Source organism: Rhizobium sp. R635, from assembly GCF_002211285.1.
Taxonomy (GTDB): domain Bacteria; phylum Pseudomonadota; class Alphaproteobacteria; order Rhizobiales; family Rhizobiaceae; genus Rhizobium.
Genome location: NZ_LOKX01000032.1, coordinates 1 through 24,889, shown reverse-complemented (window position 1 = coordinate 24,889; position 24,889 = coordinate 1). Strand labels below are relative to the sequence as shown.

At 62.6% G+C, this 24,889-nt stretch carries 28 protein-coding genes; 21 read left to right on the top strand and 7 right to left on the bottom strand.

Annotated elements, in window-relative coordinates; translation table 11 throughout:
- The 6 genes from ATY78_RS19710 to ATY78_RS19685 all read left to right on the top strand — a co-directional run bounded on the left by ATY78_RS19710 (window position 1) and on the right by ATY78_RS19685 (window position 6,847).
- Complete coding sequence (locus ATY78_RS19710; RefSeq protein WP_088684278.1) at window positions 1–1,086, top strand: polysaccharide pyruvyl transferase family protein; 1,086 nt, start codon at window positions 1–3, stop codon at window positions 1,084–1,086.
- Window positions 1,087–1,105: 19 nt separating this feature from the next.
- Window positions 1,106–2,620, top strand: a complete 1,515-nt coding sequence (locus ATY78_RS19705; RefSeq protein ID WP_088683993.1) for a lipopolysaccharide biosynthesis protein — start codon at window positions 1,106–1,108, stop codon at window positions 2,618–2,620.
- A gap of 93 nt (window positions 2,621–2,713) precedes the next feature.
- Window positions 2,714–3,832, top strand: a complete 1,119-nt coding sequence (locus ATY78_RS19700) for an acyltransferase (RefSeq protein WP_088683992.1) — start codon at window positions 2,714–2,716, stop codon at window positions 3,830–3,832.
- A 127-nt stretch (window positions 3,833–3,959) separates the two neighbouring features.
- Complete coding sequence (gabD, locus tag ATY78_RS19695; RefSeq protein WP_088683991.1) at window positions 3,960–5,411, top strand: NADP-dependent succinate-semialdehyde dehydrogenase; 1,452 nt, start codon at window positions 3,960–3,962, stop codon at window positions 5,409–5,411.
- A gap of 220 nt (window positions 5,412–5,631) precedes the next feature.
- Window positions 5,632–6,297, top strand: coding sequence for a L,D-transpeptidase (locus tag ATY78_RS19690; protein WP_088683990.1), 666 nt, complete (start codon window positions 5,632–5,634; stop codon window positions 6,295–6,297).
- A gap of 13 nt (window positions 6,298–6,310) precedes the next feature.
- Window positions 6,311–6,847, top strand: a complete 537-nt coding sequence (locus ATY78_RS19685) for an OmpA family protein (protein ID WP_088683989.1) — start codon at window positions 6,311–6,313, stop codon at window positions 6,845–6,847.
- 20 nt (window positions 6,848–6,867) lie between these two features.
- Here ATY78_RS19685 and ATY78_RS19680 read toward each other — a convergent pair whose 3' ends face one another.
- Complete coding sequence (locus ATY78_RS19680; protein WP_088683988.1) at window positions 6,868–7,776, bottom strand: LysR family transcriptional regulator; 909 nt, start codon at window positions 7,774–7,776, stop codon at window positions 6,868–6,870.
- Window positions 7,777–7,872: 96 nt separating this feature from the next.
- Between ATY78_RS19680 and ATY78_RS19675 the strand changes: the two genes are divergently transcribed.
- Genes ATY78_RS19675 through ATY78_RS19660 form a run of 4 tightly spaced genes read left to right on the top strand, consistent with a single transcriptional unit; the run spans window position 7,873 to window position 13,503 of the window.
- The gene (locus tag ATY78_RS19675) at window positions 7,873–9,270 is read left to right on the top strand and encodes a VOC family protein (protein WP_088683987.1); all 1,398 of its coding nucleotides are present in this window, start codon (window positions 7,873–7,875) and stop codon (window positions 9,268–9,270) included.
- A complete protein-coding gene (locus ATY78_RS19670) occupies window positions 9,267–10,721 on the top strand; it encodes an FAD-binding oxidoreductase (protein ID WP_088683986.1) in 1,455 nt (484 codons plus the stop codon). The genes ATY78_RS19675 and ATY78_RS19670 overlap by 4 nt, the downstream gene beginning before the upstream one ends.
- The gene (locus ATY78_RS19665; protein WP_088683985.1) at window positions 10,718–12,250 is read left to right on the top strand and encodes an aldehyde dehydrogenase family protein; all 1,533 of its coding nucleotides are present in this window, start codon (window positions 10,718–10,720) and stop codon (window positions 12,248–12,250) included. The genes ATY78_RS19670 and ATY78_RS19665 overlap by 4 nt, the downstream gene beginning before the upstream one ends.
- A gap of 14 nt (window positions 12,251–12,264) precedes the next feature.
- Window positions 12,265–13,503: a pyridoxal phosphate-dependent aminotransferase gene (locus tag ATY78_RS19660; RefSeq protein WP_088683984.1), complete on the top strand. Its 1,239-nt coding sequence runs from the start codon at window positions 12,265–12,267 to the stop codon at window positions 13,501–13,503.
- Between the two features lie 54 nt (window positions 13,504–13,557).
- Here ATY78_RS19660 and ATY78_RS19655 read toward each other — a convergent pair whose 3' ends face one another.
- Complete coding sequence (locus ATY78_RS19655; protein ID WP_088683983.1) at window positions 13,558–14,286, bottom strand: PspA/IM30 family protein; 729 nt, start codon at window positions 14,284–14,286, stop codon at window positions 13,558–13,560.
- A complete protein-coding gene (locus ATY78_RS19650) occupies window positions 14,283–14,717 on the bottom strand; it encodes a YjfI family protein (protein ID WP_088683982.1) in 435 nt (144 codons plus the stop codon). Before ATY78_RS19650 ends, ATY78_RS19655 begins: the two co-directional genes overlap by 4 nt.
- Before the next feature lie 103 nt (window positions 14,718–14,820).
- On the opposite strand from ATY78_RS19650, the gene ATY78_RS19645 reads away from it, so the two are divergent.
- The 5 genes from ATY78_RS19645 to ATY78_RS19625 are packed head-to-tail and all read left to right on the top strand — an operon-like array spanning window position 14,821 to window position 18,733.
- Complete coding sequence (locus tag ATY78_RS19645) at window positions 14,821–15,876, top strand: ion channel (protein WP_088683981.1); 1,056 nt, start codon at window positions 14,821–14,823, stop codon at window positions 15,874–15,876.
- A complete protein-coding gene (locus ATY78_RS19640) occupies window positions 15,873–16,529 on the top strand; it encodes a YjfK family protein (RefSeq protein ID WP_088683980.1) in 657 nt (218 codons plus the stop codon). Before ATY78_RS19645 ends, ATY78_RS19640 begins: the two co-directional genes overlap by 4 nt.
- 33 nt (window positions 16,530–16,562) lie before the next feature.
- Window positions 16,563–16,964, top strand: a complete 402-nt coding sequence (locus ATY78_RS19635; protein ID WP_088684277.1) for a DUF350 domain-containing protein — start codon at window positions 16,563–16,565, stop codon at window positions 16,962–16,964.
- Between the two features lie 10 nt (window positions 16,965–16,974).
- On the top strand, window positions 16,975–17,574 hold the full coding sequence (locus ATY78_RS19630; RefSeq protein WP_088683979.1) for a DUF1190 domain-containing protein: 600 nt from the start codon (window positions 16,975–16,977) through the stop codon (window positions 17,572–17,574).
- A gap of 1 nt (window position 17,575) precedes the next feature.
- Entirely contained in the window at window positions 17,576–18,733 is a 1,158-nt protein-coding gene (locus tag ATY78_RS19625; RefSeq protein WP_088683978.1) for a glutathionylspermidine synthase family protein, read from the top strand.
- Window positions 18,734–18,745: 12 nt separating this feature from the next.
- Here ATY78_RS19625 and ATY78_RS19620 read toward each other — a convergent pair whose 3' ends face one another.
- From ATY78_RS19620 to ATY78_RS19605, 4 genes are all read right to left on the bottom strand, one after another.
- On the bottom strand, window positions 18,746–19,285 hold the full coding sequence (locus tag ATY78_RS19620) for a hypothetical protein (protein WP_088683977.1): 540 nt from the start codon (window positions 19,283–19,285) through the stop codon (window positions 18,746–18,748).
- Between the two features lie 142 nt (window positions 19,286–19,427).
- Window positions 19,428–19,859, bottom strand: coding sequence for a SyrB2 regulator (locus ATY78_RS19615; protein WP_088683976.1), 432 nt, complete (start codon window positions 19,857–19,859; stop codon window positions 19,428–19,430).
- A gap of 150 nt (window positions 19,860–20,009) precedes the next feature.
- Entirely contained in the window at window positions 20,010–20,645 is a 636-nt protein-coding gene (locus tag ATY78_RS19610; RefSeq protein WP_088683975.1) for a DUF1109 domain-containing protein, read from the bottom strand.
- Window positions 20,642–21,199 (bottom strand): sigma-70 family RNA polymerase sigma factor, encoded by a 558-nt coding sequence (locus tag ATY78_RS19605; protein WP_088683974.1) that lies wholly within the window; start codon window positions 21,197–21,199, stop codon window positions 20,642–20,644. Before ATY78_RS19605 ends, ATY78_RS19610 begins: the two co-directional genes overlap by 4 nt.
- Window positions 21,200–21,428: 229 nt before the next feature.
- Here ATY78_RS19605 and ATY78_RS19600 point away from each other — a divergent pair, with 229 nt between their 5' ends.
- The 6 genes from ATY78_RS19600 (at window position 21,429) to ATY78_RS19575 (ending at window position 24,603) form a co-directional block, all read left to right on the top strand.
- Complete coding sequence (locus ATY78_RS19600; RefSeq protein WP_088683973.1) at window positions 21,429–21,713, top strand: DUF2282 domain-containing protein; 285 nt, start codon at window positions 21,429–21,431, stop codon at window positions 21,711–21,713.
- 64 nt (window positions 21,714–21,777) lie between these two features.
- Window positions 21,778–22,632 (top strand): DUF692 domain-containing protein, encoded by an 855-nt coding sequence (locus ATY78_RS19595; protein WP_088683972.1) that lies wholly within the window; start codon window positions 21,778–21,780, stop codon window positions 22,630–22,632.
- Window positions 22,633–22,640: 8 nt separating this feature from the next.
- Window positions 22,641–23,417: a DNA-binding domain-containing protein gene (locus tag ATY78_RS19590; RefSeq protein ID WP_088683971.1), complete on the top strand. Its 777-nt coding sequence runs from the start codon at window positions 22,641–22,643 to the stop codon at window positions 23,415–23,417.
- A 1-nt stretch (window position 23,418) separates the two neighbouring features.
- Window positions 23,419–23,889, top strand: a complete 471-nt coding sequence (locus ATY78_RS19585; RefSeq protein ID WP_245313612.1) for a DoxX family protein — start codon at window positions 23,419–23,421, stop codon at window positions 23,887–23,889.
- Between the two features lie 85 nt (window positions 23,890–23,974).
- Window positions 23,975–24,232: a CopG family transcriptional regulator gene (locus ATY78_RS19580; protein ID WP_088684275.1), complete on the top strand. Its 258-nt coding sequence runs from the start codon at window positions 23,975–23,977 to the stop codon at window positions 24,230–24,232.
- Window positions 24,232–24,603: a type II toxin-antitoxin system RelE/ParE family toxin gene (locus ATY78_RS19575; RefSeq protein WP_088683970.1), complete on the top strand. Its 372-nt coding sequence runs from the start codon at window positions 24,232–24,234 to the stop codon at window positions 24,601–24,603. Before ATY78_RS19580 ends, ATY78_RS19575 begins: the two co-directional genes overlap by 1 nt.
- The last annotated feature ends 286 nt before the right edge of the window (window positions 24,604–24,889 follow it).

The window sequence follows — 24,889 nt, the reverse complement described above, 5'->3', positions numbered from 1 at the left end:
ATGGACCATCTCGGCGAAGTTGTAATACGGCGACAAAAAGAAAAGTTGATTGAAATAGTAAGGAAATTTGTAAAGCCGGGGCAGCCTTACATTATAATTAACTTTCCATCAAATAAAGATCCCGGCCACCATGCAAGCTGGCTCGGATTGGCGAAAGTATTAATAGAAGTAACGAGGCGGTTTCCGTCACTTACTTGTAGCGCCTCCGAAAGTATTGCTGCGATAAAATCAACACCAGGCGATGCTCCAATATTCATTTGCGGATGCGGCGATTTTGGAGACGCGCAAACTGGCAGGGATGATGTTCGCTACCGTTTGATGTGGAAATATCCGGATCGAACGATCATCCAGATGCCGCAAACAATTCGTTTCGCCAACGAGTCGCTCAGGGAATACGCCAGACATACGATCGGGAGGCATCGCAAATTCTTCTGCGTGACGCGCGACGATCGGAGTTTCGAGCTGGCAAAGGCCAACTTCGACTGTGACGTCGAGGCCGGCCCGGACACGGCATTCGGCATCGAGACGTTGAAACCCTTCGAGGCCGATCCTCTCAGGGTATTGTATGTCATGCAGCCTCCTGGAGAGGACGGGGCCGAAATAGCCAAAGCGCGGGCGATCGTTGATGGACCTCTGACCGATTGGGTCAACGGTCCCGATAGTTTCTCGCGCATGCGCAAATCGAGCGTCGTAAAGTCAGCGTTGCGGCACGGCTTCAGCCGCAGAGAGATGATGGCCCAGCATCGCCAGGACGTCGCCGCTCGATACGTCGATTATGGCGTCAAGATCCTGTCCGGCGCGCAGCGCATCATCACCAACCATCTCCACGGTCACATTCTCTGTCTTCTGCTCAACAAGCCGCATATCGCGGTTGCGAGGGATGGAAGCGATCTGCACGACTTCATCGCCAGCCGGACCGGCGACAGCCCTCTGGTGGAGAGAGCGACGAATGCCGGCGAGATTTTCGCGGCAATGTCTCGCCTGCCATATGAGATGGGCGGAACTTGGTACAAGTCGAGCCGACCGATGAATCCAAGTCCCAGCATTCCCGCCCCCGATCTCGTCCCTCAACCTTCCATAGTCTGATTATCGGTAGGAGCTCAGTTTGTCGGTTTTACAAGACGACGATATTCTCTTCAGCCATGTCAGTGAGAACAGATCCGCCGCAGCCGTGACAGGCGCATTCTGGTCGGCGCTCAGCACCCTCATTCCGACAGTCCTCACCTTCGCTGTCTTCGTGGTGACTTCTCGCGTTCTCCAGCCTCAGGATTTCGGTCTCGTTGCGCTGTCATTCAGCATTGTGTCGTTCGCAGGCAGTTTCGGACCGACTGCATTCGGCGAAGCGATCATCCAGAGAGCCGAGATAAGGCGCAGCCATCTCGATACGATCTTCGCCCTTTCGCTTGCATTTTCATTTTTGGTCTATGGCGTTTTGTGTCTCGCTGCCTCGTCGATCGCGGCTTACGTGGGACATGAGCAAATCACGCCGCTCATTTACATCATGGGGCTGAAGGTCTTTTTCGATTTCACGGCCGTCGTTCCCAATGCGATCGTCAACAGGAAGATGTCGTTTCATCTGGTCGCCGTCCGCACAGTCATAGCGACCATCACGTCTGCCTGCATCTGCCTTGTTTTGGTCCTCGCCGGTTTCGGCTTGTGGGGGCTTGCGATCGCACAGATCGCCGCCACGGCGGCATCATGCGGCGCCGCTTTCTGGGGTGCGGGATGGTTCCCGGGGCTCAAGCTGAAGAGATCGAGCCTCAACGACCTCCTTCACTATGGCTTCTTTGCATCCGGCACCCGGTTCTTGCAGACGATGAGCCTGGACAACCTGCTCATAGGCGTGCTCTTGAGCCCGGCAGCGCTCGGTATCTATAACTTTTCGAAGCGTCTGTTCGACATGATCAACAACGTCATTGCCGGTGGCCTGACATCTGTCACGCATGTCTTGCTGTCTTCATTGCGGGCCGATCCGAAGAAAGTCCGGGAAGCATTCCTGATGGCGACATTTGGCTGCTCTCTGGTTTCGTACCCGGTGTTCATTGGCCTTGCCGCCGTTGCCGGCGATGCGATCACGACGATTTTCGGTGCGCATTGGATCGAGGCCGTTTGGCCTGTCCGGTTCTACTGCGTTATCGGTTTGATGGCCGGGATCGGCTACGTGCAGGCATCCCTGATAAAGAGCCAGGGAGAGATGGACTGGTGGTTTTACTACCAGCTGGCACGAAACCTCCTGACCCTCCTGACCATCGCGGTTCTCTACCCTTATGGCGTGACGACGATTGTTTTCGCGATCATGATCGAAGTCCTGCTGTTTTGGCCGATCACCAGCTGGAAGGTTTCGCAGCACATAGAGCTGAGCATCCGGGCCTATCTGGCGCAATTCATCCGGCCGAGCATCGCCTGTGCAGGAATGGTTGCTGTCGTCATGCTCCTCCACGAATTGCTGGCCCACTGGTCCCCGTATCCGCGTTTGGCTGCGGAAATCCTCTCAGGCGGCATTGCTTACGGCGCCCTGATATTCGTGATGTGCAAAGCTCAGCTAAATGTTTTGATCGGTAGTATAAAGCAGGCCCGGCAGCGCAGAGGTAATAGGGGTGCGGTCGCCAAGGCTGCGTGATTTCCTCCCTCCGAGGCGGTTCGAACCCCCAAATCATCAGAACGGCGCCTCGGCGCTGTTCCAATCCACCGGCTCCGAAGGACAATCTACAAGATGGCTAGTCTCGACCACGGTTCTGCCCCACCGACGATCGCCGACCTCGGAACGTCGGTCGGCGAGCGCAAGCGCTACTATACGCTGGATGCGATGCGCGGTTTTGCCGCCATTTGTGTCGTCGCTACGCATTTCCAGGAGCGATATGCTCCATCAGCCTATCTGGCCGTCGACTTTTTCTTCGTCCTCAGCGGATTTATCATCGCGGACATTTATGGAAAACGGCTCTCGCGCGGCCTGTTTTTCCAGTCCTTTATGATGGCTCGGATCAAGCGCCTTTATCCGCTCTATCTGATCGGAATTTTGGTCGGCCTCCTGCAGATCATGCTGTTAACGAGCTGGGGGCTGAGAGATCAGACCCTTATCGACCTGCTGGCATCAACGGTGGCAAACACGTTTTTCCTGCCGAGCCCCATGTATTTCCTGCAAGCCAAGCCGATGCAGGGAATGTTTCCCATCAACGGCCCGGCATGGTCGATGTTCTGGGAATTGTTGGTGAATATCGTCTTCGCATTGTGGCTTTTCCGGCTCTCCGTCCGTGCCCTTTGCGGAGTCGTGTTGGTCTCGGCTGCATTTTTGGCCTTTGTCGGCCTGAAATACGGCTTGCTGAACATCGGCTGGGAGTGGCCTTCGGCAGTGGGCGGGCTCCCAAGGGTGATGTTTTCATTTACCGCAGGCGTCGTCATCAGCCGGTTCTTCGGTGGCACGCCCGCCTGGAGGAAGGGCTGGATCGCCATGGCGCCGTGCCTTCTTCTGATGATCTGCATTGCAGCTCCGGTCCCCGCCGTGCTGCGGCCTTACTATGATTTGATGTTCGCGATGGCCCTGGCGCCGCTCATCGTGATGCTCGGGCTCTTCCTGGAGATGCCGGCAAGAGCGCAAGCCCTGGCGACCTGGGTCGGCTATATCTCCTACCCCGTCTACATCCTGCACCGGGGTATCATCGGCGTTTTCAAGCCGGTCGCGGGATCGCTTGGATTGAACGGCCCTCTGGCATTCTTCGTGCTTCTCGGCGCGGTCCTATGTTTCGCTTATGTGACCGCCCGTCTCGTCGACAGAACCATGGCTATGCGGGCTCGCCGGGTCCGATCGTACCGCGGCGAAAAGATCTTCGACTAGGGCCGGCGGCGCACGAGCGCAGTAAAACCGCGCAACGATTTTATCTGACGCAATTGCATAAATACGAAAAGAGATAGAGCATCGCCGCGACTCGAAATTCGGAAATGCTCTATCGCAGGAGACAGTCATGCAATTGAAGGACGCAACATTGTTCCGCCAGGCCGCTTTGGTCGGCGTCGAATGGATCGAGGCTGGGGAGAATGGCATCGCCGTCGACAACCCGGCGACCGGCGAGATCATCGGCCGCGTTCCCAATCTGGGGGCTGCCGAGACCAGGGCGGCGATTGCCGCGGCCGAGCTTGCCCAGAAGGAATGGGCAGCCCGTACCGCCAAGGAACGTTCGGTCATCCTCAGGCGCTGGTTCGAGCTGATGATGGAGCATCAGGACGATCTCGGCCGCATCCTGACGGCGGAACAGGGCAAGCCGCTGGCGGAAGCCAAGGGCGAGATCGCCTATGGCGCGAGCTTCATCGAATGGTTTGCCGAGGAGGCGCGGCGTCTCTACGGCGACATCGTTCCCGGCCACCAGAAGGACAAACGCATCCTTGTGATGAAGCAGCCGATCGGCGTCGTTGCCGCGATCACGCCCTGGAATTTCCCGAATGCGATGATCACCCGCAAGGCGGGACCGGCCTTTGCCGCCGGCTGCGCCATGGTGCTGAAGCCGGCCAGCCAGACGCCGTTTTCGGCGATCGCCATCGCCGTGCTGGCCGAACGTGCCGGTTTCCCCAAGGGCCTGTTCAGCGTCTTGACCGGCTCGGCCCGCGCCATCGGCGGCGAGATGACCGCAAGCCCGATCGTGCGCAAGCTGACCTTCACAGGCTCGACCGAAGTCGGCACCGAGCTTTACAAACAGAGCGCGCCGACCATCAAGAAGCTCGGGCTTGAGCTCGGCGGCAATGCCCCCTTCATCGTCTTCGACGATGCCGATCTCGATGCGGCCGTCGAAGGCGCGCTGATCGCCAAGTTCCGCAACAACGGCCAGACCTGCGTCTGCGCCAACCGGCTTTATGTCCAGGAGGGCGTCTATGATGCCTTTGCCGAGAAGCTGTCGAAAGCGGTCGGCAAGCTGAAAACCGGCAATGGTTTCGACGAGGGCATCAATCTCGGTCCGCTGATCGACGAGGCAGCCCTTGCCAAGGTTGAGGAACATGTCGCCGACGCGCTGTCCAAGGGCGGCCGGGTCGTGGCCGGCGGCAAGCGTCACCCGCTTGGCGGACGCTTCTATGAGGCGACCGTGCTTGCCGACATCACTCCTGCCATGGCAGTGGCCAAGGAAGAGACCTTCGGGCCTGTGGCGCCCCTCTTCCGCTTCAAGGACGAAGCCGATGTCATCGCCCAGGCCAACGACACCGAGTTCGGCCTCGCCTCTTATTTCTATTCCAAGGATCTCGCCCGTGTCTTCCGGGTCGCCGAGGCGCTGGAATACGGCATGGTCGGCGTCAACACCGGACTGATCTCGACGGCCGAAGCGCCCTTCGGCGGCGTCAAGCTTTCCGGCCTTGGCCGCGAAGGCTCGAAATACGGCATCGAGGAATTCACCGAAATCAAATATGTCTGCCTCGGCGGCATCGCCTGAGGCTAAAACTGGGGCCGGAGGCAAGCGGCATCGGCTTGCCTCGGCCCGTCACCGGAGAGCCCTGCGCTGAGTTTCATCGCGGCGTTTCGAGGATATTCTCGCCAGGAAAAGCCGCTCGTCAGTCGCAGAAAGAATTACGGCGACGGCATTTTCTATTGTCGCAAATGAAAAATCTGCTTTACTGCCACTCCGCTGCTTGGGCTAAAGGGGGATATAGCCGATGGTGGGGACACGCAGGGATATTTTGCTTGGCGGTCTGGCGTTACTTGGCGCCGGCGCGGTCGGCAGGCCGGCTTTCGCTCAGGCCTCTTCCTTTTTCGCCGCCACATCGGTCGACAACGGCGTGACGTTTCGCGCGACGAACTTTGCCAAGATCGACAGGCGATGGCACCGCCAGGTCGTCAAATATTTCAGCAGCGAGCCGATCGGCACCGTCGTCGTCGATACCAGGCATCATTTCCTCTACCTGATCATGGAGAACAAGACGGCGATCCGCTACGGCGTCGGCGTCGGCCGCGACGGCTTCAAATGGTTCGGCCGCGCCACGATCGACAGCAAATCGCTCTGGCCGCGCTGGACGCCGCCGCCGGAGATGCGCAAGCGCCATCCCGAACTGCCTGAATTCGTCGCCGGCGGCTCGCCGAAAAACCCGCTCGGCCCTCGCGCCATGTATCTGCATCGCGACGGCGTCGACACCGGCTATCGTTTCCACGGCACGCTGGAGCCCTGGAGCATCGGCAAGGATGCCTCCAGCGGCTGCATCCGCATGTTCAACGAGGATGCCATCGATCTCTACCAGCGCTGCCCGATCGGCACCGCCGTGCAGGTTCTGCCGCATATCGCCGACCAAGCGCCTCCGGTCACTGAAGTCACCGCGGTCGAATAAGGAACACGCCCTGATGTCTGCTTCGAACGGATACAAGAGCCGCCTTCTCGCCGCGGCCATGCTGCTGGCGCTTTCCGCCTGCTCCACCACCGATATCGCCTCCGTGGAAGAACCGGCCGCGGCGCCGATGACCGGCCAGACCAACGATCCCGCGCCCGGCTTCGAGAATGTGTCTGCCGGCAGCGAAGAGGACTTCATCCTCAATGTCGGCCGGCGGATCTATTTCACCCAGGACTCCGCCAGGCTCGATTCCGTCGCCATGGCGACGCTGGACAGCCAGGCCGCCTGGCTCGCCAGAAATCCGAACTGGCTGATCAAGCTGCAGGGATTTGCCGACGATTCCGGCTCCGAGGCCAAGATGAAAACGCTGTCGCAGCAGCGCGCCGACGCGGCGATGGCCTATCTCGTCTCGAAGGGCGTGGATGCACGGCGCATGTGGGCCAAGGGCTACGGCAACGACCGCGAAGTCCGCGACTGCACGGAACGCTCCTGCAAGGTGCAGAACCGCCGCGTCGTCACCAATCTGCGCGCCCAGCGCGACGAGGTCTGATCGCGCCTAGTCGGCTGCGATCACGACGCGCGGATATCGCCTCCGACCTGCGACGTCAGCCACTCCACGAAATTCTTCGTGGCCGCGTTCTGCTGCTTTTCCTCAGGGACAGCGATGTAATAGCTGTTTTCCGTCGCCATCGGCAGATCGAACAGCGAGACCAATATGCCGCTGCGCAATTCCTCTTCGATCAGATATGAGGGCAGCAAGGCGGCACCGAGCCCTGCGACGGCCGCCGAAATGATCATCGAGAACTGATCCAGCCGCAGCCCGCGATAGGCGTTCTCGCTGACGACGCCGTGCGCGTCGAACCAGTCCGACCAGAGCCGCGGACGGGTCGTCAGGTGGATGAGCGGTATCGCCGACAGGCCGCCCGGCTCTTCGAGCGCCCATTTCTCCGCCACCTCCCGCTTGACGACGGGAAGCACGGTCTCGTTGCACAGGAAGGTGCAGGTGGCGCGCGGCCAGACGGGCTGGCCGTAGTGGATGGCCAGATCGAAATTCTCTTCCTCGAAGACGAAGGGCTGCGAGCGGGACTCGATCGTGACGGCGACATCGGAGAGCGCCATGAAGCCGCCGAGCCGCGGCACGAGCCAGCGGGCGCCGAAAGTCGGCAGGGTCGCGATGTGCAGCGATTGCTTCATGTGCTCGGCGGCCATGGCGCCGATCATGAGCTTTTCGGATTGTCCGAGCAATTTGCGGACATCGGGCAGAAAGCGCGCGCCGGCTTCCGAGAGCACCACGCGCTGGCGCACCCTTTCGAAAAGCAGAAGCCCCGTCTGCTCCTCCAAATCCCTGATTTGCCGGCTGACTGCGCTTTGCGTCAGGTTGAGTTCCGCCGCCGCCCTGGTGAAGTTTCCGTGGCGCGCAGCGGATTCGAAAGCCTGCAGATTGGCGATGTCGGGTATCAACCTTCGGCGCATGGTCATTCCATTTCCGCATCAACTGAACATCTAATCTCACAACACGAAGGGGACGGCAACGCATAAGGTGGCCGCCAGCCAATCGGAATTTTCCTCAAGAAGGTGGCCATGCAAAACCTAGTTTCCTCAGACGACATCCGCTCAGCCTTTTCCGCCGCCATGTCCGCCATGTATCGCCAGGAAGTGCCGGCCTACGACACGCTGATGGAACTGGTCGCAAGAGTGAACGACGAGGCATTGGCCGCCGATCCCGATCTGAAGGAACGCCTCGACGCCACCGACTCGCTCGAGCGCATCTCCGAGGAGCGCCACGGCGCCATCCGCTTGGGAACCGCCGCCGAACTGGCGATGATGCGCCGCGTCTTCGCCGTCATGGGCATGTATCCCGTCGGCTATTACGATCTTTCCACGGCGGGCGTTCCCGTCCATTCCACCGCCTTCCGGCCGGTCGGCGAAGCCGCGCTCAAGAAGAACCCGTTCCGCGTCTTCACCTCGCTCCTGCGTCTGGACCTGATCAAGGACGAGAGCCTGCGCGCCGAGGCCGGGGCCGTTCTGGCGAAGCGCCGGATCTTCACGGCCGGCGCCGTCGAACTGACCGAGAAGGCGGAACGCAACGGCGGGCTCGACAAGGCGGACGCCGACCGCTTCGTTTCCGAAGTGCTCGAAACCTTCCGCTGGCATGACAAGGCCAATGTCGATGCCGGCATGTACAAGCGCCTGCACGATGCGCACCGGCTGATCGCCGATGTCGTCTCCTTCAAGGGGCCGCACATCAACCACCTGACGCCCCGCACGCTCGATATCGACAGGGTTGAGGCGCTGATGCCGGAATACGGCATTGCGCCGAAGGCCGTGGTCGAGGGCCCGCCGACCCGCAGGTGCCCGATCCTGCTGCGCCAGACCTCTTTCAAGGCGCTGGAAGAACCGGTTTCCTTCGCCGCCGGCGACGGCAGCTGGAAGGAGGGCTCGCACACCGCCCGCTTCGGCGAGATCGAGCAGCGCGGCATTGCGCTGACGCCGAAGGGGCGCGCCCTTTACGACGAACTGCTGGAAGCCTCCCGCAAGATCGTCCGCCCGGCGGCAGACGGTTCCAACGCCCGCGAATACGAGGCGGCGCTGGCAAAGGCATTCGAAGGCTTCCCGGACAACTGGGCCGGCATTCGCGCGGCTGGCCTCGGCTATTTCAGCTATTCCCTGACCGAAAAGGGCCGCACGGCCGGCCCACTCGCCTCCCGAGATCTCGACGCGCTGATCGCGGACGGTTTCATCAGATTTGACCCGATCGTCTACGAGGACTTCCTCCCCGTCAGCGCCGCCGGCATCTTCCAGTCGAACCTCGGCGACACCGCGCAGCAGGAATTCGTCGCCAGCCCGAACCAGAAGCGCTTCGAAGCCGATCTCGGCGCCACGGTGCTGAACGAGTTCGATCATTATGCAGGTATCGAGGCCGCTTCCATCGAACAGTCCCTCGGCGCCCTGTCTTCGGTCGCCGCGGAATGACGCTGGAGCGCTTACATATCGATGCCCTGACCGCCATCCTCGGCGATAAGGGCATCGTGGCGCAGGCCGGGATGGAAGCCTATGAAACCGGCGCGCGCTATGACCGCGGCCGCGCTGCCGCGGTGCTGAGGCCGAGAACGACTGCCGAGGTCTCGGCCGCCGTCGCCTATTGTGTGCGCCACGCCATCCCTCTCATCCCGCAGTCCGGCAATACGGGGCTGGTTTCCGGCTCGACGCCCGACGCCTCCGGAAACGAGGCCGTTCTCAGCCTGGATCGGCTCAGCGCCGGAATGGATCTCGATCTCGACAACCGCTCGGTGCGGGTCGATGCAGGCATGCGACTTTCGGAGCTCAACGGACGGCTGGAAGAGCACGGCTTGTTCTTTCCGATCGATCTCGGCGCCGATCCCCGCATCGGCGGCATGGTCGCGACGAACACGGGCGGCTCCCGCTTCCTCAAATATGGCGACGTGCGCCGCAACACGCTTGGCTTGACCGTCGTGCTCGCCGACGAACAGGGAAGCGTGCTCGACCTGCAAAACCATCTGCGCAAGGACAATACCGGCGTCGACTGGAAGCAGCTCTTCATCGGCACGTCAGGCGCCTTCGGCATCGTGACCGAATGCGTGCTGAATCTCGAGCCGCTGCCCCGGCAGGTGGCGACGGCGCTTCTGGTGCCGGCAAGCGGCGCGCATGTTCTGCCGCTGCTGCGGGCGATGGAAGAGAGGCTCGGCGCCTATCTTTCCGCCTTCGAAGGCATGTCCGCCAACGCGGTCAAAGCCGCCTTCGCGCATGTGCCGTCGCTGCGCAATCCCTTCCAGGGCGGCCAGGTCCCGGATTACGTCATCCTGGCCGAGATCAGCAGAACCTGGGCGCCGCGCGAGGGCGAACAACCGCTCGACGCCGTGCTCGAAGCCACTTTGGCGGAGATCTGGGAACTGCCGGCGGCACCTCTGGCCGATGCCCTACCCGGCCCGCCGCAGGAAATCTGGGCTCTGCGTCATTGCCTGTCGGAAGGCGTCAAACATCTCGGCAAGCTGATCGCCTTCGACCTCTCCTTCCGCAGGGGAGACATCATGGCCTTCTGCGACCGCATGAGGGCCGACATGCCGGCGAAATTCCCCGGCATCACCATCTGCGATTTCGGCCATATCGGTGACGGCGGCGTGCACTTCAACCTCGTCGTGCCCAAAGACAGCCACTTGCTGCAGGACGAGACCTTCGAAAGCCGGCTTCGGGACTGGGTGATCGAGACCGCGGTCGGCGAATATGACGGCAGCTTCAGCGCCGAACATGCCATCGGTCGCCGCAACCAGGCTTTCTACGATCGCTACACCCCGGAAAAACAAAAGCATATGGCCGCCGGCCTGAAAGCGCTCACCTCGCCGGCCAGGCTCGGCAGCGTGCGGTTCGGCTCAGTCGAAAAAGAGAAAACAGGAGCTCGCTCATGAATATCGCGACCACGAAAATCGACGTCACCAAGGAAGCCGCAGCACTTCTGGAGAAGCTGGGCGTCGCCAAGGACCTCTATACCGGCGGCGACATGCCGTCCTACAGCCCCGTCAGCGGCGAGCAGGTCGCCAGCCTGAAAACCGTCTCGGCATCAGAAGCCGCCGCCAGGATCGAAAAGGCCGACAAGGCCTTCCGCACCTGGCGCCTCGTGCCGGCGCCAAAGCGCGGCGAGCTGATCCGCATCCTCGGCGAGGAGCTTCGCGCCTCCAAGGCCGATCTCGGCCGCCTCGTTTCGCTCGAAGCCGGCAAGATCCCCTCGGAAGGGCTCGGCGAAGTGCAGGAGATGATCGACATCTGCGATTTCGCCGTCGGGCTTTCCCGCCAGCTTTACGGCCTGACGATCGCCACCGAGCGGCCGGGCCATCGCATGATGGAAACCTGGCATCCGCTCGGCGTCGTCGGCGTCATCTCCGCCTTCAACTTCCCGGTCGCCGTCTGGGCCTGGAATGCAGCACTTGCCATCGTCTGCGGCAATCCGGTCGTCTGGAAGCCCTCGGAAAAGACGCCGCTGACCGCGCTTGCCGCCCAGGCGGTCTTCGAGCGCGCGCTTACCCGCTTCGGCGATGCCCCCGATAACCTGTCGCAGGTGCTGATCGGCGACCGGGCGATCGGCGAAGTGCTGGTCGACCACCCGAAGGTGCCGCTCGTCTCGGCCACCGGCTCGACCCGCATGGGCCGCGAAGTCGGCCCGCGTCTTGCCAAGCGTTTCGCCCGTGGGATTCTCGAACTCGGCGGCAACAATGCCGGCATCGTCTGCCCCTCGGCCGATCTCGACATGGCATTGCGCGCCATCGCCTTCGGCGCCATGGGCACCGCCGGCCAGCGCTGCACGACGATGCGCCGCCTGTTCGTTCATGAAAGCGTCTACTCCGAACTCGTTCCGCGCCTGAAAAAGGCCTATGCGTCGGTATCGGTCGGCAATCCGCTCGAATCCGCGGCCCTCGTCGGCCCGCTGATCGACAAGGCTGCCTTCGACGCCATGCAGAAGGCGATCGCCGAGGCCGGGAAACACGGCGGAACCGTCCATGGCGGCGAGCGCGTCGACCTCGGCCATGAAGCCGGCTATTACGTGAAGCCGGCGCTCATCGAAATGCCGAAGCAGGCCGGCCCCGTGCTGGAGGAAACCTTCGCGCCGATCCTCTACGTCATGAAATACAGCGATTTCGACGCGGTGATCGAAGATCATAATGCGGTCGCGGCCGGCCTCTCCTCGTCGATCTTCACCCGCGACATGCAGGAATCGGAACGCTTCCTCGCCGCCGACGGCTCCGACTGCGGCATTGCCAACGTCAATATCGGCACGTCGGGCGCGGAAATCGGCGGCGCTTTCGGCGGTGAAAAGGAAACCGGCGGCGGCCGTGAATCCGGTTCGGATGCATGGCGGGCCTATATGCGCCGCGCCACCAACACGATCAACTATTCGAAGGCCCTGCCGCTGGCGCAAGGCGTTTCCTTCGACATCGAATAGGATCGGAGAGCAGCGTGACGATCACCACCCGGATCGAAGAGGCAGGCTTCAAGCCCGCCTCGCGCATCGCCTCCGTCGGCGTTTCGAAAATCCTTGCGATCGGCGCCCGCGCCGCGGCCATGAAGCGCGACGGCCTTCCGGTCATCGTGCTCTGCGCCGGCGAGCCGGATTTCGATACGCCTGAAAACATCAAGAACGCCGCCAAGGCGGCGATCGACCGGGGCGAGACGAAGTATACGGCCCTCGACGGCTCGCCGGAGCTGAAGAAGGCGATCGTCGAAAAATTCCGCCGGGAGAACGGCGTCGACTACGCGCTTGACGAGGTGACGGTTGCAACCGGCGCCAAGCAGATCCTCTTCAACGCCTTCATGGCAAGCCTCGACCCCGGCGACGAAGTCATCATCCCGACGCCCTACTGGACATCCTATTCGGATATCGTCGAGATCTCAGGCGGAACCAGCGTCCTGATCCCCTGCGACGCCAAGGCGGGCTTCCGGCTGACGGCCGAGCAGTTGGAAAAAGCGATCACGCCGAAGACGCGCTGGGTGCTGCTCAACTCGCCGTCCAACCCGTCTGGCGCGGCCTACAGTGCTGACGATTACCGACCGCTGCTCGACGTCCTGTTCCGTCACCCGCATGTCTGGCTGATGGTGGACGATATGTACGAGCACATCGTCTATGACGGATTCCGCTTCGTCACGCCCGCCGCCCTCGAACCGAGGCTGAAGAGCCGGACGCTGACCGTCAACGGCGTTTCCAAGGCCTATGCCATGACCGGCTGGCGCATCGGCTATGCCGGCGGGCCGAAAGCCCTGATCAAGGCGATGGCCGTCATTCAGAGCCAGGCGACCTCCTGCCCATCCTCCGTCAGCCAGGCCGCCGCGGTCGAGGCCCTGAACGGGCCGCAGGATTTCCTGAAGGAGCGCCAGCAGAGTTTCCGCCGCCGGCGCGACATCGTCGTGGCTGCGCTGAACGCCATCGAAGGCCTGGAGTGCCGCACGCCGGAAGGCGCCTTCTATACCTTTTCCGGCTGCGCCGGGGTGATCGGCAAGGTGACGCCGAAAGGCCGGAAGATCGAAGCCGACCACGACTTCACCGATTACCTGCTCGAAGAGGCCCATGTCGCCGTCGTGCCGGGTTCGGCCTTCGGCCTGTCTCCCTATTTCCGCATTTCCTACGCGACCTCGGAGAATGAGCTCATCGAAGCTCTGTCGCGCATAGACCGCGCCTGCCGTCTTCTGACGAACGGCTGATGCGGGCAAACCCGGCCAGGATCGGCGGCAAAGCCGGCCCTGGCCGAATCCCTATTATTTCTTGTCCGACGGTGGCGGCAGCAAGACCGGCTGGGCCGAGGTGGGCGCCATCAGCTGGGCGAGAACGTCGTCGGCCGATTGGCTGGCGCCGCCGATACCGGCTTCACGAAGCTGGCGGTCGAGATCGCTGCCGTCTTCGAGCGCGGCGAGTTCGGCGCCCGCCTCGATCCGGCCGGCGATCGCTTCCTGGCGCTTCTTGATGCGCTCCAGGCTCTGGACGGCGCTGCCGAGGCGGGTGTTGATCCCGGACTGGCTGTGCGCGATGGCCGACTGCGCCCGCAGGAGCGACTCGTTCGCCTTGACGTTTTCGATCTCGCGCTTCATCTGCGTGATGCGCGCTTCGGTGTCCTGGATGGTGCGCAGCATCTGCTGCTGGCGCGGCAGCAGGCGATCGAGCTCGTCCTGATCCCGCTGCACCTCGGCCCTGATATTGGCGATGCGCTGCGCGAGCCCCTGGGCCAGATCCGTCCGGCCGGCGGCAATGGCGGCCCTGGCGCTTTCGGTATCCTTGTACTCCTTGGCGCGGCTCTCATCGAGCCGGCGCGTGACACTCTTGTTCGACGCCATGATGCCTGCCAGATCCGAGCGTGCCTGGCGAAGCGACTGCTCGGCATCCCTGATTTCCTGATCCAGAATGCGCATCGACTGGCTGTCGGCGGCGGCTTCGGCCGCCTCGTTGATGCCGCCGCGAATGGCGGTGAAAATCTTGCCCCAGGTGCTCACGATGCAATTTCTCCCTTCTTCCACTCTTCGACCATTCTTGCCGCATCGACCGCATTGGCGGCGAGAATCGCCACCTCCTCGACGATGGTGTCGGCCCGCGAGCGCGCCGAGAGCGAGCCGAACAGTTCATACCATTCCTCGCCGCCGATGGTGGTGATGCCGAAGCTGGAAAGCGGCACGAATTTATGCGTCTTGAGCACCATGCGCTCGAAAGCCTCCCGTTTGGGAACGTCCTTGCATGGCAGAAGAACGGCGCTGACAAGGATGTCGCGTTCGCCGCTCACCGTCACGAAGACGTCGAGATCGCCTTTTTCCTTGAGGGTCACGCAGATGACGTCGCCCTGATCGGGAACGGAGACGTCAACGTCGCCCAAGGGATCGGGATCGGCTGCGAATAGGCGGGTCAGGGTCGTTAGGGTCCAGGTCTCCAAAAGATCCTCCGTCGGCTGAAAGTAGTCGTCAGTATCAATCTAAAGTTTGCGGTGCTTACATAAGTTGATATATGTCCGGTCGGCAACAGGGGAATGGACTCGCTTGATATTTCTCGGCTCGATCCTGCGGCGTGTCTACCTATCGCTGAGCGAGCTGACATGGTCGGCGCTGCTATCGATTTTCACAGTCCATCTCGTCGCCTCCTACGTGCTGCTCGCCCTCGCCGGGGAAAGCGGGATCGTCGGGGACGTCTTCGATTTCATCTATTACTACATGGTGACGGCGACGACCGTCGGCTATGGGGACATCTCGCCGAGATCGGGGGCGGGCCGGCTGCTCGTCGCCCTGTTCGTGCTTCCCGGCGGCATCGCGATCTTCACCGCTGTCCTCGGCAAATTGTTGACAGGCATAGGCACGATCTGGAGGAACCGCATGCGGGGATTGGGCGATTACGGCGAAAGAGCCGACCATGTCATCGTCATGGGCTGGCAGGAGGGGCAGACCCTGCAAATCCTGCGCCTCCTGCACACCGAGCGGCAAGCGCACGAGCCGATGAGCGTGCTGATCGCCAAGGAACCCACCGAAAATCCGTCGATCGATTTCGCCGATTACATCCGCACCGAGCGGCTGGCGGATGCCGAGGCGCTGACGCGCGCGGGCGCGGCAGGAGCCAGGTCGATCATCATCCGCGGGGCAAACGACGACGAGACGCTGGCCGCCGTGCTGATTGCCGAAGAGCACGCGCCCGCCGCCCACATCGTCGCCTATTTCCAGGACGACCGTACCGCGCAGATGGTCAAGCAGCGCCGTCCCCGCGTCGAAGCGGTGGGATCGCTGGCCGAGGAATTGCTGTCCCGTTCGGCGCGCGATCCCGGTTCGTCGGAGATCGCGGCGCGCCTGCTGTCGGCCGGTTCAGCCGATACCGCCTTCTCGCTGCTGGTGCCGCAGCTCGCCGCGCCGCTCAGCTACGGCTCGGTGTTCCTGAGCCTCAAGCGTAAGTACAAAGTGACCTTGGTCGGTATGCTGAACAAAGGCGTCACCGACCTCAACTGCCGGGACGACCTGCTGCTCAACGGCGGCGAGACACTTTACTACATCAGCGAAATGCGGTTGAGTTCGGCCGCGATTGGCTGGGCTCAACTGGGGGATGTACAATGATCGGCTGGTTCGGCGGAGGCAAGGACAAGACTTTCGCGCCCGAGCGAGGCCCTCTCGGCGCCAGCATAGGCGGGGCGCTGGAGATCGATTTCCTGTCGCTCGAAGCCGACGCGCTGCCGGGCACGCCCGCCATGCCTCTGCCGAAGAGCGGGCCGTTCATCATCGCCGCCTACGGCCAGGTGCAGCTCGACGCCGCCACGACCCTCTCCCGCTATTATGACGACGAGCATCGCATGGTCCAGGTCATGTCGGCCTCGGGCGCGGTGGGTGACGCCATCGAAGATGTGAGCTTCTACTGGCCCTGGGACAGCGTCGTGCCGGTCAGCCAGAGCGAATGGAACCGATGGACCGGCCCGAACGGGCTGATCGGCCAGCCCTCCTATGATGCCGACGGCATCGTCTTCAACCGCTTCTGGGGCGAAGGGCCGGAACGCGCCGAACTCGTGCAATTCGTCGAGACCATCGACGACGGCGAGATGCAGCGATCCATTCACCAGACCTGCATGCTCTATTACCGCCCGCTCGGCAGAACGCGCGAGATGCTGCTTCTCAATGTCGAGCGCGATCTCGATCAGGGCCAGAGCCTTGCGGGAAGTTCCATCGAATTCCTGATCGGCTACGGCATCGCGCCTGCCGATGTCAGGCGGGTTTGAAGAGCTTTCAATTTATCAATGGAGGAATTTTATATGCTCGATTATGTGGCGGGACTTCCAGCCTTCCTGATTTATTTTGCCATCGGTCTCGCCGCCTACGGGGTTTTCGGCGCGGTTTACACGCGGCTCACCCCGCACAAGGAAGTCGAGCTGATCCGCGCGGGCAACCTCGCCGCCGTCACCGCTTTCCTCGGCGCCCTCCTCGGCTTCAGCCTGCCGCTCGCCTCGGCCGCCGCCAATTCGGTGAGCATCATCGACTACATCATCTGGGCGGCCATCGGCACGCTGGTGCAGGTGCTCGGCTTCTTCATCGCCAACTTCACGATGCAGGATCTGCACGAGAAGATCACGCGCGGCGAAATCGCGGCAGGTCTGTGGGGCGGCGGCATCGCCCTCGTGATCGGTATCCTCAATGCCGCCTGCATGACCTACTGAGGAGGCCGCCATGCGCAGACGCCTGACCGGCCGCCGGCCGCCAGTTCTTGCCCTCGGCACCATTGCCGTTTCCACCATGATGCTTTCCGGCTGCGGAGACGATCCTGCAGACTCGCAGGTGATGTTCACCTCCGTCGACCAGTGCGTGGCAACCGGCATGGACCAGCAGGTGTGCCAGGCCTCCTATCAGGATGCCATGCGTGGCCATCTTGCGACCGCGCCCCGTTTCGACGGCATGGCCGCCTGCGAAGCCGAATACGGGGCGGGCAGATGCATGGAGCAGCCGAAGGCCACGGTCACCAACAATCTCGGCGCGACCGGCAGCTTTTTCATGCCGTTTCTCACCGGTTATCTCCTGTCCTCGGCGCTCGACAATATCGGCGACTATTACACCTACCGCCGGCGCCAGGAGGAGAGCGGCGGCGGCTCCTATGGCGGCGCGTCGCCGATCTACCGCAATCGCTCCGGTGAACTCGTAACGACGGTGAGAAGCGGCGGCAGCGACGTGGCTGCGCCGACACGCCAGACGATGAAACCCGTCAACGTCAACACCCGCACCGTCGCCCGCCAGGGCTTCGGGGGCCGGTCGTCCTTCAGCTTCGGCGGCTGACATGAAGCGCATCACGCTTCCGGCGCGCCCGGACTGGCTGGACAAGGCCCGGGCGGTCGGCTTCGGCTTTCACGAAATGTACGGCGAGCCCTATTGGCTCGACGATGCCGCCTATACATTCACACTCGACGAAATCGAAACGAAGATCGAAGAGCCGAGCCAGGAACTGCATGACATGTGCATGGACCTGGTCGGCGACATCGTCAACGACGAGGAGACGCTCGACAGGCTCGCCATCCCAGCGGACCTGCGCGACGTGGTGCAGCGGTCGTGGCGCCGTGGCGACCGGCATCTTTATGGCCGCTTCGACCTCGCCTATGACGGCACGGGGCCGGTCAAACTTCTCGAATACAATGCGGATACGCCGACCGCCGTCTTCGAGACCGCCTATTTCCAATATAATTGGCTGACCGATCAGATTGCCCTGGGCGTCCTGCCTGACGGCGCCGACCAGTACAATCTGCTGCAGGAAAGCCTCGTCGAGGCGTTCGAGCAGTTTCCCCGCGATTCCATTTTCCACTTCGCCGTCATGACCGACAACGAAGAGGACCGGGGCACGACCGTCTACCTGATGGATTGCGCCATCCAGGCCGGCCATCGCGTGCAGCTGCTCGATATCGGCGAAATCGGCATCGATGCGCAGGGGCGTTATACGGATCTGCAGGATCGGGTGATCGATCGCTGCTTCAAGCTCTACCCTTGGGAATTCATGCTGCGCGAACCCTTCGGGCAGCAACTCATCCGCAGCGGCGACGCCTTCGTCGAGCCCGCCTGGAAGGCCGTGCTTTCGAACAAGGGGCTTTTGCCGCTGCTGTGGCGCCGCTATCCCAATCACCCCAATCTGCTGCCGAGCTATTTCCCTGACGATCCCAAGGCATCCGACCTGACGGACTATGTCCGCAAGCCGCTCCTTTCGCGCGAAGGCGAAAACGTGACGATCTTCCGCAATGGCGAGGAATTTGCATCCGCGCCCGGGGGCTATGGCGAAGAGGGCTTCGTCATTCAGGGTTATACGCCGCTCTTCGAAGGCCCGGGCGGCTTTGCGGTGCTCGGCAGTTGGGTCGTCGGCGACCGTGCCTGCGGCCTCGGCATCCGCGAGGACAAATCGCGCATCACCGCGAACCTCTCGCGTTTCGTCCCCCACGTCATTCTGGACTGACGGAAACGGAACTCAGGAGCGGTCGAAACGCTCGAGCATTTTCTTAAGCTGGGCGTTCTGCCGATGAAGCTTTTGCGCCAGTTCGCTCCTCAGCTTCCTGATGTCCTCGTCGAGGCTCGCCACTTCGTCGAAGAACGGATCGCGGGAAGGTGAGGCTTGCGCGGATCGCTCCTGCGCGGCGGTATTCTTGGCGGCCACGTCGGCCGCCGTCCGCTTCGCGCTGCCCAGGCGCTTGGCCGGCGGCTTTCGCTGAGGCTTCGCGGTCGTCGCCGGAGCATCCGTTTCGACAGGCGAGGGACTGGTGTCATCGAGGTCGGGCGTTTGCGCCTCAGCGGCATCGCGAACGGCTTCCGCTTCCTTCGATGCCGCGGGCCGATCTAACGTGTCGCGACCGGTCGCCCCCGGAGCTTCCGCCGCATCGGAAGCAACGGCCGACGCGGGTTTGGCTTCGCTTTCGGTCGGCTCGGCATCGTGCCCGGTCGAATTTTCCTGCGCTTTCGCCGGCCGTCGGCGTGACGTCAAATCGGCAAGGAATCTCCACGGTGTCTTCATGATGCTTCAACCCTCCCGCAATTGGGCTGCGATGCTGCTGCAGCGACTATGCCCTCATGGGCCGTTCGGCCGGGCGCACCGAAATGCGCCCGGTGAAATGAAATGGCTGAGATCGGCGTCGTGACTTGCCCGCTCGGGAGACTCAGGCAAGCCCGAGCTTCTTGCGCAGCTCGGCATTTTCCTGGCGCAGCTTGTCGGCCAGGGATTTCCGAAGCCTCTTGTTTTCCTCTTCGAGATGAATGAGGTCTTCGAGCTCATCGATGGCGGGCGCGGAAGCCTTAGCCGGCTGCGCGGCAGGTTTCGCCGCCTTCTTCGCAGCAGCGGTCTTGGGCGCGCTCTTGCCGGCCGCAGCCTTCGCTTCGGCGGGCTTGCGCCTGGCGCCCTTGGACCGGCCGTCGGGCTTTGCCGGGCTTGCCGCCGGCGAAGGCGCGCTCACCGCTTCCGATACGGTGGGAGCAGCTTCGGCGGCAGCCTTCTGGCGCCGCGGCGCACGCGGCTTCTTCGCCTCGGTTTTGGCAGATGCAGCCGTCTCCGCGGCCGCGACAGCGGAACCTGTATTATTCTCGTCAGCCATCAGTCGTCTCCTCTATAGCCAAGTCTCTTTTCAACCGAGTAAAAGACGGAGTCAACAAAGTTACTTGGGAAGAAAGCAGGGCGGCCGCGCGCATGACTGCGCGTCCCGCAAGAATGAAGAACGGCGCCTGAAATTCGAACGCTGCGGAAACTACCAGCGCAGGAGACGCCGGCCCATCAACGACCCCGCTGTCGTAACGATCGCAATGGCCAGGACATACCAGCTGACGAGGAAGAGCGGGCTGTCATCCGGGCAGTGCCAGGCATAGATCGCAGCCGCAACGGCGCCAGCGGCAAGACCAGCCGCCGCCCCCGCCGCCGCGGGATCGCCGGGCGCGGCATTCTTCAGCGCCAGCATGAAACCCGCCAGCGGCGCCAGCGACAGAACCGGGATGAAGAAGACGCAGAACGCCGCATTGTCGCCGATCATGCTCGCCGCCCAGTTCTGTTCCGGCACGACGACAAGCTCGGCAATGACGGCCGCGACGAGCAGCGCCGCCGGCAGGAGCAGCGCAAGGGCGCGCGCCCTCAGCGGAACGCCCGGCCGGCCGATCTGGAAGACGAGGCGGGAGGCGAGGATCGCCAGCAGCAGCGTCTCGCAGATCTTGAAGAAGACGCGCGCCGTCTCGAAGACGGTCTGCATGTTGTGGCGCAGGCCGATCGTGGAAACCATCAGCGTGACCGAGATCGCCGCGCCGATCAGCAGCGCCAGCGCCATCATGCGGCCGAGCCGCAACCGCACCGGCGCATCTTCCGACAGAAGGTTGATCAACTCGTCCGTTTTCACTTGTCGTCACTCCGGTAAAGCGCGGCGAGCGTTTTCAGCGCCCGGTGAAGGGCAACACGCACCGCGCCTTCACTCATCTTCAGCCTCTCGGCCGTCTCGCGTATGCCCGCCCCTTCCATGGAAATGGATCGGACGATATCGCGCTGCGGATCTCTCAGGCGCTCCAGCATATGCTCGGCATCGAGCCGATCCAAGTTGCCGGTCTGCTCTTCGGCCTCCAGCGTCGCCATCACGTCGTCGATCGGCACGTCGATGTGGCGTCCGCGGCGGCGCAGGCTGTCGATCAGCTTGTTGCGCACGATCGTCGACAGCCACGGGCCGATCGGGCGCGCCGGGTCCCACGTTCCGCGCTTCAGGTGGACGGCGAGCAGCACTTCCTGCACCACGTCCTCGGCCTCGCTCGCCGGTGCGCCGAACTGGTCGCAACGCCGGCGCGCCATCGCCCTCAAGTGCGGGGTGACGGCCGAGAGGAAGCGGTGATAGGCTTGCGTATCGCCTGCCATGGCGCTGCGCATCCAGCCTGCCCATTCTTCTTCACGCGCCGAATGTTTCACCCGACATAATCCCCTACGGATGCGCACACATTCTTGTTACCGCGCCGGCTAAAATATTTCGAGCGGCCTCGCATCCCTTTGTTTCCAGGCTTTTCGCTTGCGCCATCGTAAAGGGCAAGGGTGCGGCTTTAAAAAAATCGCGCCGACCGCTGTAACAACGGCGGCGCTCCCTCCGTAGCCCGCAATGTGAAGCCACTCCACGGCTTCTCCATTCAACGGAGATTAAATCATGAAGAACAGCATCGTCACGCTCGCACTGGCAGGCTCCCTCGCTTCCGCGCTCGCAACCATTGCCGCGCCGGCCGCTTCCGCCGCCGACAACAAGGAGAAGTGCTACGGGGTCGCGCTCAAGGGCCAGAACGATTGCGCCGCCGGCCCCGGTACGACCTGCGCCGGCACCGCCAAGGTCGATTACCAGAAGAACGCCTGGAAGCTCGTTCCCGCCGGCACCTGCATGTCGATGAAGACGCCCGACGGCCACGGCTCGCTGATGCAGGGCAAGGCTCCGGCCTGAGCCGCGGCAGGCATTTTAGGGACGGCGCAAGCCGCGCCGTCCGCTTCTTCCAAGGAGACCATCCGTGAAACCGTCCGAACTTCCCCGCCGCCCCGGCGTCGGCTTCAAGCCGGAGCATTTTTCCGAAATCATCTCCCGCCCACAGCCGGTCGGCTTCTTCGAGATCCATGCCGAGAACTATATGGGCGCCGGCGGCCCGCCGCATGCCCAGCTCGGCAAGCTGCGCGAGGATTATGCGCTGTCGATCCACGGCGTCGGCCTGTCGATCGGCTCGATGCAGCCGCTCGACCGCGAGCATCTCGCCCGGCTGAAAATCCTCTGTGATCGCTACGCGCCGGAAAGCTTCTCCGAACATCTCGCCTGGTCGTCGCACGACACGGTCTTCATGAACGACCTGCTGCCGCTTCCCTACACGCAAGCGACACTTGCCCGCGTTGCGGACCATATTGATGAGGTGCAGGAAACGCTCCAGCGCCAGATGCTGCTCGAAAATCCCGCGACCTATCTGCTGTTTGCGGAAAGCACGCTCGAGGAAACGGAATTCCTGGCCGATCTCATCAGGCGCACCGGATGCGGGCTGCTGCTCGACGTCAACAACGTCTTCGTCGCATCCACCAATCACAATATGGACTCACGCGATTATCTCGCCCGCTTCCCCGTGCAAGGAGTGCACGAGATCCATCTCAGCGGCCACTCCGAAACAGTGGACGATCAGGGCGCGCCGCTGCTGATCGACTCGCACGACACGCCGGTGAAAGATCCGGTCTGGGCGCTCTACGAAGAGGTCATCGCCAGGACCGGTCCCGTCGCCAGCCTGATCGAATGGGACAATGACGTGCCGGAATGGCATGTCCTGCGCGCCGAGGCGGAGGCCGCGCGAGCCATTCTCGATGCCGCCCCCAGCCGCCGCGCCGCCTGAGATCCGCCATGCCGGCCGATATCCAGACACGTTTTGCCCAGGCGCTCGCCGATACCGCGCTTCCCGTCCCGGCCGGCCTTGCGGCCTGGAACGGCGGCGAGCCCGCGCGCCGCTTCGGCGTCTACCGCAACAATGTCGCAAGCGGGCTCATCGGCGCGCTCGTCTCCCGTTTCCCGGCAAGCGAGCGGATCGTCGGCAAGGATTTCTTCGCGGCGATGGCGCAAGAATTCATCCGGCTTTTTCCGCCCCGCTCGCCGCTGCTCCTGTCCTATGGCGACGGCTTTGCGGATTTCGTCGAGAGCTTCGAGCCTGCGTCGGAGCTTGCCTATCTCCCTGACGTCATCCGCCTCGAAGCGGCGCGCGGCCGCGCCTACCATGCCGCCGATGCAGCTCCTCTCGATGCCGGCGAACTTTCAAAAGTGACGCCGGAAAAGCTCGAAGGTCTCGTCTTCCTGGCCCATCCCTCGATGTCGATCCTGCGATCTGCGCACCCTGTCGTGACGATCTGGGCGATGAATGGCGGCACGCTCGATCTGGCGCCCATCGAGCCCTGGATCGGCGAGGATGCGCTGATCGTGCGCCCGCATATGCTCGTGGACGTCCATCGCCTGCCGCCGGGCGGCGCGGCCTTCCTGCAGGCGCTGGCCGACGGCGCAACGCTTTCGGAGGCTGCCGGGGCGGCGGCCACTTCGACGGCCGAATTCGATCTTTCCGCCAATCTCGCCGGCCTGCTTCAGTCCGGCGCCTTCACCGCCATCAAGGAGACCGACCCCGATGACCAATGAGATGAGCATGACCGCCCCCGCACCGCGCACGATCGCCGGGCGTTTCTACGCAACGCTCAGGCTTTTCGACCGCATCCCGCACGATCTGATCGCCCTGATCGCGCGCCTGTCGATCGCCGCCGTCTTCTGGCAATCGGGCCAGACCAAGGTGGACGGCTGGAATGTCACCGACAATGCCGTCTATCTCTTCGAGACCGAATACCGGCTGCCCTTCGTCGATCCTTGGATCGCGGCACACCTTGCCGCCTTCGCCGAGCATTTCTTTCCGCTGCTGCTCGTCATCGGGCTCGCCAGCCGCCTCTCGGCGCTCGCCCTTCTCGGCATGACCGTCGTCATCGAGATCTTCGTCTATCCCGATGCCTGGCCGACCCACGGAACCTGGGCCGTCTGCTTCCTCGTCATCATCGCCGGCGGCCCCGGCCGATTTTCGCTCGACCATATGATCCTGCGGTCCAGGGTAAGGGGGAGCTGATCTGCGGGCATGGAATGTCAAATATTGACATCGCGACTTGAATGAGAACAATTCAGCAAGCAATCTGGATTGGGAGGGCGTGGTCATGACCAGCAGCCTGCATGTTAGCTTGCCCGATGAAATGCGTGCCTTCGTCGATATGCGCGCCAACGGGAAGAGCCAATATACGACGCCGAGCGAATATGTGCGCGCCCTCATTCGCGAAGACATGGCACGCGAAGAAGACCGCCGTTATGCCATCCGCTCGCTGCTGCGGGCGGAAGAGGAATTCCAGCGCGGTGAGATGCTGCCCCTGTCGGCGCTGGATGCCGTCGATGCCGAATTGGATGAAGAGCTGCGCTAGTGGCCCCTCGCGTTCTCATCCTGCCGACCGCGCTTGACAACTATCGGCTGGCGGTCCGCGAAACAGCACGGAAATGGTCCGCCGAGCAGGCAAAAGCATATGGCCGCCTGCTGCGGGCCGGATTTGAAGACATCCCGGCAGCCTATGCCCGCCTGAGGGCAAAGGAAGACGAACGTGTCGGGAAGTCTCCCTTCCGGCTCCACAGGATCGAGCACCACTACGCCGCCTACATTGTCGTTGACGATGAAACTTTCGTCATTGCCGCCGTCTTGCACGAACGCATGGACATTCCCGCACAGCTGCGGGCAAGCGCACGATTGACCGACAGGGAGTACGAAGCGCTGATGGGGCATCCTCGGCCGAAGCTCTAAAGCGCGTCGCGATCTTTCAGATTCGCTCCTCGCGCTTTAGGTCTTTGTTTGTACGCATGTCGTTCTCGCAAAACATGGAGTAATCGCGGCGCGATCACCCCATGTCATATTTATCAGATGATGGCTGGCTGGGGTGGTTGCCCCCGGTAAGATGGCAATACGGGCTCACGATTGAACCGGGCCCAAACATCGAATGGAGGCAACCATGGACCAATATATCGGGCTTGATGTTTCATTGAAAGAGACTGCGATCTCGATCCGGCAGGGAGGTAAGCGGATCTGGCGG